13 protein-coding genes are annotated in these 15,556 nt (G+C 61.4%); 8 read left to right on the forward strand and 5 right to left on the reverse strand.

Annotated elements, in window-relative coordinates; genetic code table 11:
- Positions 1 to 83 precede the first annotated feature (83 nt).
- Complete coding sequence (locus MON38_RS12465; RefSeq protein WP_241936500.1) at positions 84 to 2,540, forward strand: DUF6311 domain-containing protein; 2,457 nt, start codon at positions 84 to 86, stop codon at positions 2,538 to 2,540.
- Here the strand turns inward: MON38_RS12465 and MON38_RS12470 are convergent.
- Both MON38_RS12470 and MON38_RS12475 read right to left on the reverse strand, forming a co-directional pair.
- A complete protein-coding gene (locus MON38_RS12470; protein WP_241936501.1) occupies positions 2,428 to 4,029 on the reverse strand; it encodes a hypothetical protein in 1,602 nt (533 codons plus the stop codon). The genes MON38_RS12465 and MON38_RS12470 overlap by 113 nt on opposite strands.
- A 28-nt stretch (positions 4,030 to 4,057) precedes the next feature.
- Complete coding sequence (locus MON38_RS12475; protein WP_241936502.1) at positions 4,058 to 4,861, reverse strand: dolichyl-phosphate beta-glucosyltransferase; 804 nt, start codon at positions 4,859 to 4,861, stop codon at positions 4,058 to 4,060.
- A gap of 180 nt (positions 4,862 to 5,041) precedes the next feature.
- On the opposite strand from MON38_RS12475, the gene MON38_RS12480 reads away from it, so the two are divergent.
- Both MON38_RS12480 and MON38_RS12485 read left to right on the forward strand, forming a co-directional pair.
- Entirely contained in the window at positions 5,042 to 6,484 is a 1,443-nt protein-coding gene (locus MON38_RS12480; protein ID WP_241936503.1) for an aldehyde dehydrogenase, read from the forward strand.
- A 12-nt stretch (positions 6,485 to 6,496) separates the two neighbouring features.
- Positions 6,497 to 6,868, forward strand: a complete 372-nt coding sequence (locus tag MON38_RS12485; RefSeq protein ID WP_241936504.1) for a hypothetical protein — start codon at positions 6,497 to 6,499, stop codon at positions 6,866 to 6,868.
- Positions 6,869 to 6,877: 9 nt separating this feature from the next.
- Here MON38_RS12485 and MON38_RS12490 read toward each other — a convergent pair whose 3' ends face one another.
- Entirely contained in the window at positions 6,878 to 7,462 is a 585-nt protein-coding gene (locus tag MON38_RS12490) for a Uma2 family endonuclease (protein ID WP_241936505.1), read from the reverse strand.
- 91 nt (positions 7,463 to 7,553) lie between these two features.
- Between MON38_RS12490 and MON38_RS12495 the strand changes: the two genes are divergently transcribed.
- From MON38_RS12495 to MON38_RS12515, 5 genes are all read left to right on the forward strand, one after another.
- Positions 7,554 to 8,186 carry an acyltransferase gene (locus MON38_RS12495; protein WP_241936506.1) on the forward strand — a complete coding sequence of 211 codons (633 nt, stop codon included), beginning with the start codon at positions 7,554 to 7,556 and terminating at the stop codon, positions 8,184 to 8,186.
- 35 nt (positions 8,187 to 8,221) lie between these two features.
- A complete protein-coding gene (locus MON38_RS12500) occupies positions 8,222 to 9,517 on the forward strand; it encodes a nucleotide sugar dehydrogenase (protein WP_241936507.1) in 1,296 nt (431 codons plus the stop codon).
- A gap of 120 nt (positions 9,518 to 9,637) precedes the next feature.
- Positions 9,638 to 10,666: a UDP-glucose 4-epimerase GalE gene (gene galE, locus MON38_RS12505; RefSeq protein WP_241936508.1), complete on the forward strand. Its 1,029-nt coding sequence runs from the start codon at positions 9,638 to 9,640 to the stop codon at positions 10,664 to 10,666.
- Positions 10,667 to 10,744: 78 nt separating this feature from the next.
- A complete protein-coding gene (rfbB, locus tag MON38_RS12510; protein ID WP_241936509.1) occupies positions 10,745 to 11,800 on the forward strand; it encodes a dTDP-glucose 4,6-dehydratase in 1,056 nt (351 codons plus the stop codon).
- Positions 11,801 to 11,908: 108 nt separating this feature from the next.
- On the forward strand, positions 11,909 to 12,916 hold the full coding sequence (locus MON38_RS12515; RefSeq protein ID WP_241936510.1) for an SDR family oxidoreductase: 1,008 nt from the start codon (positions 11,909 to 11,911) through the stop codon (positions 12,914 to 12,916).
- A 59-nt stretch (positions 12,917 to 12,975) separates the two neighbouring features.
- Here MON38_RS12515 and MON38_RS12520 read toward each other — a convergent pair whose 3' ends face one another.
- Together MON38_RS12520 and MON38_RS12525 are read right to left on the reverse strand one after the other, a co-directional pair.
- A complete protein-coding gene (locus MON38_RS12520; protein ID WP_241936511.1) occupies positions 12,976 to 14,301 on the reverse strand; it encodes an alpha/beta fold hydrolase in 1,326 nt (441 codons plus the stop codon).
- Positions 14,302 to 14,399: 98 nt separating this feature from the next.
- Positions 14,400 to 15,440: a M28 family peptidase gene (locus MON38_RS12525; RefSeq protein ID WP_241936512.1), complete on the reverse strand. Its 1,041-nt coding sequence runs from the start codon at positions 15,438 to 15,440 to the stop codon at positions 14,400 to 14,402.
- Positions 15,441 to 15,556: the final 116 nt, after the last annotated feature.

The raw sequence follows: 15,556 nt of genomic DNA on the forward strand, positions 1-15,556 counted from the left end.
GCGGCCCGGCTATTTCAATGGGCGGCACGGGGGACGGGGCCGGGATGCTACTTTTACGGTTTCATTAGCTTTGCTTGGTTTTTATGAAGCGTGCTGACAAGGCCCACTGGCTGGGCATGGGCGGGGTGCTGGCCGCAGCAGCCGGCTGGGTTTATGTGCTGTTTGCCAACATGTTGCGCCAGCCATCGGCCTATTTTTTCAGCGGCGCCGGCGACGGCCTGAAGAACTACTTCGTGGCGGCTTACTTCATGAAGTACGACCACGGCCAGCGCTTTACGGGCATGAACTACCCGTTTGGGGAGCACTACAATTACCCCGACCTGCAGCCCCTGGTGAGCGGCCTGGCCACGCTGGCCCGGCCGTTGGGCGTTGTCACCACCGGCAACGCCATCGCAATAATCAACTTGCTGGCATTGGGCTCAATGGTGATAGCGCCAGTGGTGCTTTATGCTATTTTACGTCGCACCCATCTGCCGGTTCTGTTTGCCGCGGTGGCGGCGTTGCTCATTGGCTTTCTGGCCCCCCAAAACAGCCGCATCGAAAGCCACATGACCCTGAGCTACGGCTGCGCCATTCCGCTGCTGTGGTATTGCCTGGTGCGCATTCAGGCCGCGCCCCGCCGCACCCGCTGGTACGTGGCCTACGCTACCGCCAGCTTTCTGCTGGGGTTGGTATCGGCCTATTACCTGGCAATGTCCTCGTTTTTTCTGCTGGCCCACGTGCTGGTGCTGGCCGTGCAGGAAGGCCGGCGGAAAGTGCAGCGGCCACTCCCGCTCTGGCGCTGGCTGGGCAGCCTGGTTATCACGGCGCTGGCACCACTGGTGTTGTTCCAGGGGTGGCTGGTGCTGGCCGACTCCGTTACCGACCGCGCCCGCAACCCCTTCGGCTTCGGTTTGTACGTAGCCAGCTTCAGCAGCGTGTTTGTGCCGGTCGAAGAACCCTTCAAGTCCTTCTGGAAGGAGTGGCTGCATACCGGCGAAGCCCACCCCGAAGGCTTTTCCTACATTGGCGCGGTAGCCGACCTGGCACTGGTGCTCTCGTTGGTGCTGCTGGTGCGCTACGCCCTGCGGCGGCGCTGGCAGCGGATGTACCGGCCGGTAGCGCCCGCGCACCTGCGGGTTGGGCTGGGTGCCGCCGGGCTGTTGCTGGTGCTAAGCATGGCCTACCCGTTTGCCATACCCGGCCTGGGCTGGCTGGCCGATGTAGTGCCCGCCGTGAAACAGTTCCGGTCGCTGGGGCGCTTTGCCTGGCCGTTTTATTACGTGGCCGGGGTGTACGCGGCTTACTATTTCTACCGGCTGGTCCGCTACCTGCGCCAGCACTGGCGGTACGGCACGGCCTGGAGCGGCGCGCTGCTGCTACCGCTGCTGCTGATATGGACCGCCGAAGCCTATGTGCACAGTCATATTAAGGCCGACATTATCAGTTGGCAGCCCGATGCCCTCGATATTGCGCAGGACACTAATAACTACCCTGATTTCCTGAGCTGGGCTAACCGCAAGCCTGCTGATTTTCAGGCCATTTTGCCACTGCCTTTCTTCGCAATCGGAACCGATAAAATTGACATCGAGGGCGACCCGAATGCCCGCTATCAATCTTACAAGGCATCGCTCAGCACGGGGCTACCCCTGCTGGCTGTGCATATGGCCCGCTCCTCGGTGAGCCAAACGCTGGCAATTACGCAACTACTAAGCAGCCCACTGATAACCAGGCAGCTAGTATCCCAACTGCCTAACGCCAAGCCTATCCTTTTGGTGGTAGTGCCGGCATCCCTTAATGCCGCTGAACGGCGGTTGGTAGGAATGGCGCATCGCCTTGCCAGTCGGCCTGAGTCCGACCTCTACGAACTACCAGTATCGGCCCTGGCAGTCAACGACCTGGCAACTGAGCGCGCCCATGCTCAGGCATTGCTGCCCACGTTGCGTCGGCAGGCCAATGGCCTGTTTGTCACGAGCCCCAAGGCAGTACTGCTACAATCGTACGACAAGGGTAATGACCGGCGCGGCCACCTAGCTCCGGGCGCTTTTCATGAGCCCGGCGACCAGTTCTCAACCTTATACGAAGGCCCCCTGCCGACCCCGGGCGATACTGGCCGCTACGAGGTAAGCGTATGGGTGAATGCCCAGACGGCCTATGGATTGGGCAACATGCAGGTAAAGCAGCTGGCTAATGGTGCGATGGTCGACCACCAGGGAATAGGGTCCAACTCGACTACCGAAGTCGACGGCGATTGGGTGCGGGTGGTCCTGCCAATTCGTATCAAGCCCGGCGTCGACCACTTGATTGTGTTGTATGAAAGCCACGACCTGCTGGTCGATGACCTGCTCATTCGGCCCGTTGACACTGATGTGTATTACTACGTGGGCACCGAAGCCCGGCCCCGGCTGGTGAAAAACACCTACGCCCTCGACCCCGCCAGTGGTGGCCCTACCAGCGCAGTTGGAAAATGGAGTGTACGCGCCGGCCATCGGCCCGCAACTGGTACACCTCAGCCCCGGGCAGATAGGGATAGGGCTGCGGATGCCAACGGTAATTGGTGATAACGTAGTCGGCCCCTTCTTCCTGGTCGACAATCTGCATGCGTTTGCGCTGCTCGTCGGGCAACATTTGAAGAGACATGACCGCGGGTGTGGGAGGCGGTGAATATACCTTGATGCCCGTGCGGCTGTCGTGCTCAGCAATGTAGGCCAGGTCTTCCTGGTAGCCCAGGCCCCAGTAGTCCATTTCGAACCGCTCGGCCACGTTGCTGCCCGCCAACACGTTGAAATACACCATCTGGAGCGGATGCATGGCAATCATCTGCACGCCTATCACCGCTGCGCTAATGGCCGTAACTCCGTACACTAGCCGACGCCACTGCGGCCAGCCGGGCTGCCAGTTGAGGGCCGCGACCCATCCGCGCACCGCCAGCAGCAGAAATGCTGGGTACACGAAATAGAGCTGCCGCCAGCCATCATACAGCACCGAGTGCAGGGCAATCACGACTAGGAGCGGCCCCAGGCCCAGGCCCAGAAACAACAGGTCCTGCAGCTGGTCGTCGTTGGCCCACAGCCGCCAGCGCTGCCGCAGCAGCTCGCGCAGCACCAGCCCAATGCCCAGCAGCCCCGACCCTACGTAGAGCACCGGCGTGGTGATGCCCAGCCACACGGGCGCGTAGTGCCACGGCAGGTCGGTGGCGCGCACCATCTCGCCCTGGTACAGCACCACACCGCCCCAGCGAAAAGCGGCCATGTTGCGGAACGCCTCAAAAAAATTGACGACTGGCGAAGCCCACAGGTAGGGCCAGAACGCTACCACCAGCACGGCCGTGAGTGCCCCGTAGCTGGCCAGCAGGGTTAGCACGCGGGGCCAGCTTATTTCGTGCCGCACGGCCCGCCACCCCAGCAGGGCCACCGTGGCGGCAGGCACGAGAATGCCCATAATCCGCACATCGATGGTGATGGCGCAGGCCAGCGCGTGCCACCACACCCGCCCCGCCGTGGGCCGCCGCAGCAGGCGCACGGCCGTGTTGGTAGCAATGGCAAACAGCGCCATGAACACCAGGTCTTTATCGTTGTAAAACGACTCGGCAAACAGGCGTGGTGAAAGCAGCAGCCAGCTGGCTGCCAGCAGGCCAATGCGCCAGTCCTGAAACCGCCGGGCCGCCAGCTGGTACACGGCTATCAGCCCCCCGAACGAAACCAGAAACGTGAACAGGTGCCGCAGCCAGAACTTGTGGCGCACCTCCTCAATCTGCAGCAGGCGCTCCACGTACGAAACCGAGGTTTCGAAGGCCACGCCGTAGTCGCGGTCGGTATATTCGGCCAGCGGCACGCTGTAGCGCTCGAAGTTTGGGTCTTTTTTTACCCATTCGGGACTTATTTTCTGGGCCACGTGCTTCAGGCTCACCATGCCCGTGTCGCGCTGCTGGTTCTCATCGATGGAAAAGCCAAAATCCCGGAATATCGACAGGCCCAGCACCAGCACCATCGCAAAAAAAGCCGGCACCACCCACCGTTGAATGGGCGAGGAGGAGGAAAAGTCTGGCATATGCGCGCCGCGAAAGAAAGGTGATACGTTAGGGAGCTGTCGAAGAATTGCCGGGCAAATCGACGGGCCGGGCCTGCGCTAGGCGGGTACGGTTCAAGGCCGCATCGTAGTGCCCGCGGCGGGCGCGGCGGCGCAGCTGGCGCAGTTCCCGAAAACCATCGAGCCCGCTGAAGAAGCCTACTTTGCTGCCAGCGGCATCGTTCCAGCGCACGGGCTGCTCCAGCAGGCGCAGGCCGGCCCGGTGGGCCAGGTACAGCAATTCCACGTCGAAGCCGAAGCGGTCGAGCACCGCGCCTTCTACAATGGGCCGGCAGGCCGCCATGCGGAAAGCTTTGAAGCCGCACTGCGTGTCGGCGTAGGGCAGGCCGGTGGCCCACTGCATAATCTGGTTGAACACCCGGCCGCTGTACTCGCGCACCCAGGGCTGGTGCACGCCAATCAGGCTGCGGTCGAGGGCGCGCGAACCGAACACTACGTCGTATTGGCCGGCCAGAATGGGGTCAACCACTTTGTGTAGTTCCTCGATGGGCGTCGACAGGTCGGCATCCGAAAACAGGGCCACGGTGCCGGTGGCGGCCAGCAGGCCCTGGCGCACGGCGTAGCCCTTGCCCCGGTTGGCGGGGTAGCTGATGAGCCGGGTGGCAATGGTGTCGGGGTGGGCGGCGAAGTAGCCTTCGACTACCTGGCCGGTGTTGTCGGTCGAGCCATCGCTCACCACGATAAGCTCGCTGCTGAACGGCTGCGCGTGCAGGTAAGTCAGCACCTGCTCGATGGTGCGCCCCACCCGCGTGGCTTCGTTATAGGCCGGAATGATGACGGAGAGAACAGGCAAGCGAAAAGGAATAAGCGGCACCAAAAGGCGCGGGAAGGGACAATGCGGTGCTACAAAGCTAGCTAATGCATCCGCCTTTTCCCGCCTGCGTTTTTTTGTGGGGCGCGGGAGACGCTGCAGCCGCCCAAGCTTGGTTGCCGGGCCGTTACTTTGGGATTCATTCCTGCCCCGTTCCTGCCCATGCTTTGCCTTCAGAACTACATCAACGGCCAGCTCGTGCCGCCCCGCGCCGGCCGCTACCTCGACAACGTGGAGCCCGCCACGGGCCAGGTCTACGGCCAGATTCCCGACTCAACGGCCGAGGACGTGGCCGCCGCCGTGGCCGCCGCCGAAGCCGCCCTGCCCGCCTGGCGCGCCCTGCCGGCCGAAGACCGGGGCCGCCTGCTGGTTAAAATCGCCGACCTCATCGACGCCAACCTGGAGCGCCTGGCCCGCGCCGAAAGCCAGGACAATGGCAAGCCCCTGAGTTTGGCCCGCGTGATGGACATTCCCCGCGCGGCTTCCAATTTCCACTTTTTCGGCACCGCCGCCGGGCACTTCGCTACCGAAGCCCACGTGCAGGAAGGCGTGGCCGTGAACTATACCGTGCGCCACCCCGTGGGCGTGGTGGGCTGCATCTCGCCCTGGAACCTGCCGCTCTACCTCTTCACCTGGAAAATTGTGCCTGCACTGGCCGTGGGCTGCTGCGTGGTAGCCAAGCCGTCGGAAATCACGCCCGCCACGGCTTTTTTGTTGAGTGAATTATGCATCGAAGCTGGCCTGCCAGCAGGCGTGCTCAACATCGTGCATGGCAATGGGCCGAACTGCGGGCAGGCCATTGTGGAGCATCCGGGCATCAAGGCCATCAGTTTCACCGGGGGCACGGCCACCGGGCGGCACCTGGCCGCCACCGCCGCACCGATGTTCAAAAAGCTGAGCCTGGAGCTGGGCGGCAAAAACCCCAACCTCGTGTTTGCCGACTGCGACCTGGCCGCCGCCGTGGCCACCAGCATCCGCAGCAGCTTCGCCAACCAGGGTCAGATTTGCCTCTGTGGCTCGCGCATCTTTATCGAGCGCCCGATTTACGAGGCCTTCAAAACCGAGTTTCTCCGGCAGCTGCAGACCCAGAAAATCGGCGACCCATTCGAAGCCGACACCAAACAGGGCGCACTGGTGAGCGAAGCGCATCTGCAGAAAGTACTGGCCTACATCGAGCTGGCCCACGCCGAGGGCGGCACCCTGCTGGCCGGCGGCCACCGCGCCACCGTGCCCGGCCGCTGCGCCGGCGGCTATTTCCTGGAGCCTACCGTGTTCGAGAACCTGCCCTTCGACTGCCGCGTGAACCAGGAGGAAATTTTCGGCCCGGTCGTCACCCTTACTCCTTTTGATACCGACGAGGAGGCGCTGATGATGGCCAACAGTACCGACTACGGCCTGTCGGCCACCATCTGGACGCGCGACTTGCAGCGGGCCCACCGCGTGGCCCACCAGTTGCACAGCGGCATTGTGTGGGTGAACACCTGGCTGCACCGCGACCTGCGCACGCCCTTCGGCGGCATGAAAAACTCCGGCGTGGGCCGCGAAGGCGGGCTGGAAGCCCTGCGGTTTTTCACCGAGGCGCAGAACGTGTGCGTGAAGCTGTAACGAGCCGCTGCCATGCCCTATCAGCAAGTCGGAAATCTGTGGTCGGCTTGGCCTCGCTTCTTCCTGATGCTGTTGGTCATGCTGTTGCTCAACAGCTTGTGGGCGTATGCGTCGCTTTATATTGATTTTGTGAAAGCGCCTGGCAGTAGCGTAGCATTGTCTCAGGCAGCTATAGAAACCAATATGCTAATTTGTTGGGGGCTGGGAATGGTGTTCAATACCGGCCTGCTGGTGTGGTCATTACGCCAACGGCACGTGGGCGAATCAATAGCAGTCTTCATCGGGATGCTTTGGTTAACCTACGTAAGTTTTTGCTTTTACCTCATGATTTCATTCGGCTACGGCATTGCCTCACTGCTGGAATCAATTCAAGGCAAGCACTAAGGACTAATCCTACTCAACGCCCACATACACCTCGCCCAGCGGCACCTGGCAGCCGATGCTGCTGAGGTCCAGCACGGCGCTCAGGTCGCGGGTTTCGGTGAGCACCCAGCGGCCCAATTCATCACGCGAATGCAGCTCGGCGTAGGCCGCCTGGGAATCCAGCACCAAGTACTGGCGCAGGCTGGGCACCTGGCGGTAAAGCATGAACTTATCGCTGCGGTCGTACTGGCTGGTGCTGGGCGAAAGCACTTCGACAAGCAGCGTGGGATTTAGTAGTGTATCGGGCTTTTTGTCCTCATTGAACTCCGGCTTGCCACAGACCACCGTCAGGTCAGGGTACACAAAAGCGCTGCTGTTGAGAATTTGCAGGCGCTGGTCGCTGCCCACTACGGAGCAGCTTTTGCCCCGCAACTGCGCGCCAATTTCTACCGTCAAGTTGGAACAAATGCGATTATGCGCATAGCTGGCGCCAGCCATGGCCACGATTTTGCCGGCTATATATTCGTGTTTGTGCTCGGCCTCGCGTTCCAGGCGCAGGTATTCATCGGGCGAAACGAATTCTTCGGAATCTAGTTTGAAAGCAGGCAGGCCCATAACAGAGTCGGTTTCGGTGGATTACCCAAAAGTACGACCCCAACCCCGCTCGCTGCCTTACCTTTGCGGTCCGAAACCACCCGCTGCCCGCATGTCGCACTCCACCCCCGATTACTACGCCCACCCCACGGCCATCCTCGACGAAGGCTGCCAGGTGGGCCGGGGCAGCCGCATCTGGCACTTCTGCCACATCTCGGCGGGGGCCGACCTGGGCGAAAACTGCAACCTGGGCCAGAACGTGTTTGTGGCCGACGGCGTGACGCTGGGCCGCAACGTGAAGGTGCAGAACAATGTGAGCCTCTACGGCGGCGTTATCTGCGAGGACGACGTTTTTCTGGGCCCCTCCGTGGTATTCACCAACGTGAAGAACCCGCGTAGCGCCATTCCGCGTAAGGGCCCCGGGCAATACCTTACTACTTACTTGGAGCAGGGCGTGACCATCGGGGCCAATGCCACTATCGTGTGCGGCGTGCGGCTGGGCCGCTACGCCTTCGTGGGGGCCGGCAGCGTGGTTACGCACGACGTTCCGGCCTATGCCCTCGTATACGGCACCCCCGCCCGCCCGCAGGGCTGGATGAGCGCCGCCGGCCACCGCCTCGAATTCGACGCGCAGGGCCGGGCCGCTTGCCCCGAAACCAACGAAAAATACGAGCTCAGCCCCGACGGCACCACGGTGCAGCCGGTGGCCTCTAAAACCTCTAAGCTGCCGAAAGCCAGCAGCTAGCAACCGAATACATCAGCAACCGACAACTACTTCTCGTGTACGACCAACTATTGCGCAAAGAGGCCACGCTGGCCGTCATCGGCCTCGGCTACGTAGGCCTGCCCATCGCCCTCGAATTCGCCAAGCAGCTGAAGGTGATTGGCTTCGATATCAACGCCGGCCGGGTGGCCCAGATGAAGCAAAGCATCGACCCCAGCGGCGAGCTGGAGGCGAAAGATTTCGAAGGTTGCGATATCACCTTCACCGACTCGCTGGAAGTATTGCGCCAGGCGCAGTTTTACATCGTGGCCGTGCCCACGCCCATCGACGAGCACGCCATGCCCGACCTCAAGCCCCTGCTCGGCGCATCGGGCTCGGTGGGCAAGGTGCTGAAAAAGGGCGACTACGTGGTGTTTGAGAGCACTGTGTACCCCGGCTGCACCGAGGAAGACTGCATTCCGGTGATGGAGCGCCTGTCGGGCCTGAAATTCCCGACTGACTTTAAAGTGGGCTATTCGCCCGAGCGCATCAACCCCGGCGACAAGGAGCACACCCTGCGCCGCATCGTGAAGGTGGTGAGCGGCAACGACCAGGAAGCCCTCGACACCATTGCCAAAGTGTACGAGCTGGTGGTAGATGCCGGCGTGCACCGCGCCAGCAGCATCCGCGTGGCCGAAGCCGCCAAAATCATCGAAAACACCCAGCGCGACGTCAACATTGCGCTGATGAACGAGCTGTCGATGATTTTTGACCGCATGAACATCAACACCTACGAGGTGCTCGAAGCCGCCGGCACTAAGTGGAACTTCCTCAAGTTCAGCCCCGGCCTGGTGGGCGGCCACTGCATCGGCGTCGACCCGTACTACCTGACTTACAAGGCCAAAGAGCTGGGCTACGATGCCAAAGTCATTTTAAGCGGCCGCACCACCAACGACAACATGGGCGCCTACATCGCCCGCAAAACGGTGCAGATGATGATTAAGAAGGGCAAGGACGTGGCCAAGAGCCGCGTGCTGGTGATGGGCGCCACGTTCAAAGAAAATGTGGAAGATATCCGCAATTCGAAGGTGGCCGACGTGATTCAGGAGCTGAAAAACTTCTCGGTGAACGTGGACATCATCGACCCGCACGCCGACTCGAACGAGCTGCACCACGAGTACGGCTTCCGCCTGACGCACAACGACGACGTACGCACCGACTACGACGCCGTGATTGTGGCCGTGAGCCACAAAGCTTACGCCGAGAAGGACGAAGCCTACTTCCAGTCCATTACTGCCGAAAACCCCGTGCTGGTCGACATCAAAGGCCTGTACCGCGGCCAGATGAAAGACATCCAATACTGGAGCCTGTAATTATTAGGGACTTAGGGTCTTGGGGACTTAGGGTCTTGGTTTTTTCTGCAATCGCAGACGAGCCAAATGCCTAAGGCGCCGGGAATCCAAGTTCCCAAGACCCTAAGTCCCCAAGACCCTATGAATAAGATTCTCGTTACCGGCGGGGCCGGCTACATCGGCTCCCACACGGTGGTGGAGCTGGCGCAGGCTGGCTACCAGCCCGTTATTATCGACGACTTTAGCAACTCGCGGGAGTCGGCACTGGCGGGCATTGAGGCTATCCTGGGCCGGGCCGTGCCGATTTACCGCATCGACTGCGGCGACGTGGCGGCGCTGCGGCAGGTTTTTGAGACCGAAAAGGACATCAAGGGCGTGATTCACTTCGCGGCGTTCAAGGCCGTGGGCGAGTCGGTGGCGAAGCCGCTGGCCTACTTCCAGAACAACGTGGGTTCGCTGCTGACGCTGCTGCAGGTGATGAAGGAGTTCGGCGTGGAGAACCTCGTGTTTTCGTCGTCGTGCACCGTGTACGGCATCCCCGATGCGCTGCCCGTAACGGAAGCCACGCCCACCAAGCCGGCCTCGTCGCCCTACGGCCGCACCAAGCAGATGTGTGAAGACGTAGTGCACGACGTGGCGGGTGCGCCCGATAACACGTTGCATACCATTCTATTGCGCTACTTCAATCCGATTGGCGCGCACGAATCGGCGAAGATTGGCGAGCTGCCGCTGGGCGTGCCCAATAACCTCGTGCCGTTCATAACCCAGACGGCAGCGGGCATTCGCGAGAAGCTGACCATCAACGGGAGCGACTACGACACGCCCGACGGCACCAACGTGCGCGACTACATCCACGTCGTAGATTTGGCCAAGGCCCACATCGTGGCCGTGCAGCGCCTGCTTGACCGCAAGGCCACCGAAACTGTGGAGACCTTCAACGTGGGCACCGGCCACGGCAACTCGGTACTGGAAGTGGTGCAGACTTTCGAACAGGTGAGCGGCCAGAAGCTGAATTACAGCATCGGCCCACGCCGCCCCGGCGATGTGCCCGCCATCTACGCCGATGCCACCAAGGCCGAGCAGGTACTGGGCTTCAAAACCGAAACCTCGCTGGCCGATTCGCTCGCCAGCTCGTGGAAGTGGCAAGTTGCTTTAGCTGATAGCCAATAGGTATTATTTGATAGCTCTGTTCAGAGTTTTTTAACACGAAAAAGCTAAACGCTAGCAGCTAAAAGCTAGCAGCTAATTATGAAAATCCTCATCACCGGCGGGGCCGGCTTTATTGGCTCCCACGTTGTTCGGCTGTTCGTTACCAAGTACCCGAACTACCAGATTCTCAACCTCGACGCGCTGACTTACGCCGGCAATCTGGAGAACCTGCGCGATATTGAGAAAGCTGAAAACTACCGCTTTATCAAAGGCGACATTGCCGACCAGAACTTCATCGACCAGCTTTTTGCCAACGAGGAGCCCGACGCGGTAATTCATCTCGCGGCCGAAAGCCACGTTGACCGCAGCATCACCGACCCGATGGCGTTTGTAAAAACCAACGTTATTGGCACCGTGAACCTGCTGAACGCGGCGCGCCACCTGTGGCAGCCCGGCGGCTACGACGGCCACGTGTTCTACCACGTGAGCACCGACGAGGTGTACGGCTCGCTGGACTTCGGCCCCGAGATGTTCACGGAGGAAACCAGCTACGACCCGCGCTCGCCTTACTCGGCGTCGAAGGCCAGTTCCGACCACTTTGTGCGCGCCTGGCACCACACCTACGGCCTGCCCATCAAGCTGAGCAACTGCTCGAACAACTACGGCCCCAACCATTTCCCCGAGAAGCTGATTCCGTTGGCCATTCACCGTCTGCGCACCGGCCAGCCGGTGCCGGTGTACGGCAAGGGCGAAAACGTGCGCGACTGGTTGTTCGTGAAAGACCACGCCACGGCCATCGACGCGGTGTTTCACAAGGGCAAAAACGGCGACACCTACAACATCGGCGGCGTGAACGAGTGGCAGAACCTCAAGCTCATCGAGCTGCTCTGCGACGTGGTGGACCAGAAAACCGGCCAGGAAGTGGGCACCTCGCGCAAGCTCATCAAGTTCGTGACCGACCGCGCCGGCCACGACATGCGCTATGCCATCGACTCGAGCAAAATCATGAACGAGTTGGGCTGGAAGCCGTCCGTGACCTTCGAGCAGGGCTTGGCCCAAACTGTGGACTGGTACCTCGAAAACGAGGAGTGGCTGAACAGCGTGACCAGCGGCGCGTACCAGGAATACAACGCAAAACAATACGCGGGGCGCTAGCGCTTCAGTTGAGAGTTAATAGTCAGTAGTTAAGAGTTGATGCTTAAGCCACTCAAGCTACTAGGTTTCAACTCTTAACTCCTAACTTTTAACTCTTAACTAAACGAAGTGTACGACAACCCCTTCCACGAGCGGCCGCTCGACAATCTGACTTTTCTCGTGACCGGCGGCGCGGGCTTCATCGGCTCCAACATCGTGGAGTATCTGCTGAAATACGGCGTGAAAAAAGTGCGGACGCTGGACAACTACTCCAACGGTTTCCGCAAAAACCTGGCGCTGTTTGCCGGCGACTCACGTCTGGAAATCATTGAGGGCGACATCCGCGACGCGGCCACCTGCGCGGCGGCTTGCGCAGGCGTGGACGTGGTGCTGCACGAGGCGGCGCTGGGCTCGGTGCCGCGCTCCATCAAGGACCCGGTGCTGACAAACGACGTGAACGTGGGCGGCTTCGTGCAGATGCTGACCGCCGCCAAGGACGCGGGCGTGAAGCGCTTCGTGTACGCCGCCTCTTCTTCGACCTACGGCGACCACCCCGGCCTGCCGAAGGTGGAAGACCGCATCGGTAAGCCGCTCTCGCCTTATGCCGTGACGAAGTACGCCAACGAGCTGTACGCCGACGTGTTTGCCAAAACCTACGGCATGGAAATCGTGGGTTTGCGCTACTTCAACATCTTCGGCCCGCGCCAGGACCCGGGCGGGGCTTACGCGGCAGTGATTCCGCTGTTCATCGACGCTATTCTGCGCAACGAGCCGCCCACGCTGAACGGCGATGGCGGCCAGACCCGCGACTTCACCTTCGTGGAGAACTGCGTGGAAGCCAACATCCGCGCCGCGCTGGTAACCAACCCCGAGGCGCTGGGCCAAGTGTACAACATCGCCGTGGGCGACCGCACCTCGCTGGTGCAGATGTACGACATCCTGCGCGAAGAAGCGGGCTCGGACCTGGCCCCCAAGTTCGGCCCCGACCGCGCCGGCGACATCCGCGACTCGCTGGCCGACATCTCGAAGGCCAACCGCCTGCTGGGCTACCAGCCGCAGGTGCGCATCCGCGAGGGCCTGAAGCAGACGCTGGCGTGGTTCAAAGCCAACCAGGAGTTTATTCAGGAGCGTAACTAGCGGCTTCTGATTTACAAAAGCGAAAGCGCCCGTGGAGCTACTCCACGGGCGCTTTCGCATTATGGTTTAGCCTGTAGGAAACCCAGCACGGCGGCGTTGAACGCGGCCGGGTCTTCGCGCGGGACGTAGTGCGTGAGGCCAGGGAAGATGCGCAGCTGGCTGTGCGGCAGGCTGCTGGCAATGAGGCGGGTGTGGGCATCCTGAATCAGGTCGTGCTCGCCGGCCAGCACCAACGTGGGGGCGGCGATGCTGGCCAGGTCGGGGGCTTTCATGCGCGGGTAGTCGCGCAGTAGGACAAGCAGCGGGCGCATCTGGCGCACGTGCTTGTTGACAGGTCCCAGCAGGGTGGCCATGCGAATGTCCTTGTTCACCTCTTTTAGCGTGGCGGCCGTTACGGCTAAAGTATCGAACCAGAGATTGGCGCCCATCGTCACCAGCTTTTTCACCTGCTGCGGGTGGCGCAGGGCCAGGCTGAGGCCGGTGTTGCCGCCGTCGCTCCAGCCCACGACGTGGGCGGCGGGAATGTTGAGGGCCTTGAGCAGGGCGCTCATATCATCGGCAAACAGGTCGTAGGTGAGGGTTTGCTTGCCGTTGGTCGACTTGCCCTGGGCGCGGGTATCCACGGCAATTACCTGGTAGTGCTTGGCCAGCTCCGGAATCTGGGCACTAAAGGCGTTGATGGACTGCCCGTTGCCGTGCAGCAGCAGCAGCGGCTCGCCCTGGCCGTAGGTTTCGTAGTAGAGCTTGATGCCGTTGAGGGCCACGGTGTGGCCGGCCTGGGCGTTGTGGCCGTAGTGTACCACGCCGGTGCCCACCACTTCGAGGTAGCGGTTGCCGGAGGGCTCCAGCACGGTGCGGTAGGTGTTGGCGGGCACGAGGTAGCTGGGCCGCCAGCCGTTCGGAAATTGGCTGGTGCTATCGGTGCGGGCCACGCTGAAGTCGCCGTTGGCCACGGGCACGGGCTGCCAGTGGCCCTTGCTGGTTTCGACTTCCAGCGTGAAATCATCGAAGCCGAACGTGCCATTCAGGTAGGTGTTGGCATTGATGACGAGCAGGACAGCCCGGGCCGGCAGCTTGCCCGTGAGGGCGAAGGACCGCCACGCGCCGTCGCGACGTTTGGCCCGCATCAGGCCGGGCGTGGTGCTGCCGAGGTACTGCTTATTCAGGTCGAAATACGCAGCAAAGACGTTGGCATCGGCGCTGTCGGTGGCCGGCGCGGTCAGTTTCATGCGGGCAGCCAGGCGGTAGGGCTTGCCAGCGTAGGGCTGCACGTTGAGGTGCTGCCGAAACAAAAACATCGGGCTGACGACGGTGGGTAATTGTTTTTGGGCCAGCGCGGGCAGCACGAGGACCAGCAGCAGCAGGGAGGCAAGAAGAGATTTCAACAGCAAAAAGGGAAAGGTGAGCCCGGATAATGCCAAAAGCGGCCGCCGGGTTGCCCCAACGGCCGCTTTTCAGCTTTTTCAACGGGCCACGTTAGCATTTAGTCCACAAACAGCACCTGCGTCATCGTCTGGCCCACGGCTTTCAGCGTTTTGCGGTCGATGATGCTCATGTTATCGGCAGTGGCGTGGTGGTAGGGCGGGAAGTAATCGGTACCGTAGCGCGGGTGGTCGTAGATGTCGACTGTCGGAATACCCGCGTTGTTGGTGTACACGTGGTCGTCGGTGATGCCGCCGGTGTCTTCGTAGCGGAAGAAATCGGAATAGCCGAGTTGGGTGCCCACGTTCCAGATTTTATCGAGGGCGAAGAGGGCTTTGGTGCGCGAGGTTTCTTCGCGGGTGAAGCTGCCGCCCTTGGCGCCCACCATGTCGAGCAGCACGCCGTATTCGGCTTTGTAGTTGGCGGGCAGCAGGTGCGTACCCCAATACTGCGAGCCCAGGCACCACGAGTCGGTGCTGCCGCCTTCGAGCTGGTTTTTGAGGTCCTTCTGGGTGGTCTCGTCGTGGCCCCAGTCTTCGGCGTCGAAGAAGATAAAGTCAACGCCCACGCCGGGCGCCTGCGCCTCGGGCAGTTGGCTTAGGATGCGGGCCATTTCGAGGGCCACGGCCACGGCGCTGGCCCCGTCGGAAGCGCCATCCATCGGCTTGTTTTTCTTTTTGGGGTCGGGGTCGGCATCGGCGAAGGGGCGCGTGTCCCAATGCCCGAAAATGGCCACCCGGCGCACCGCCTGCGGCTGGTACTGCGCAATGATGTTGCGGGCGTGGATGTTGGTGCCGTCAAACGTCATGGCCTCGAAGGGCTGCTCCATCACCTTCAGCTTGTAGCTTTTGAGTTTGGCCACAAGCCAGTTGCCACAGGCAATGTGCGCCTTCGAGTTGGGCACGCGCGGCCCGAAAGCCACCTGCTTAGCCGTGAAGGCGTAGGCCGAGTCGGCATTGAACACCGGCGCCTTGGGCAATGCGGGCGCAGCGGCCGGTGCGCTGGTTTCGGCCGTTTCGGTCGATTTTTTATCGGGGCAGCCGGTGAGCAGCACGAGGCCGGCTAGCGCGGCAAGGGGAAGGCGGAAGGAGCGGAAACGCATGGGGGTGGAACTGTCATCCTGAGCTTGCGAAGGACCTTATCGCGCCAGGATTCTTTATTGATACTTTAACTAAACACAGCCGTGATAAGGTCCTTCGCGGTGCTCAGGATGACAGA

This window comes from Hymenobacter cyanobacteriorum (assembly GCF_022631375.1).
Classification (GTDB): Bacteria; Bacteroidota; Bacteroidia; order Cytophagales; family Hymenobacteraceae; genus Hymenobacter; species Hymenobacter cyanobacteriorum.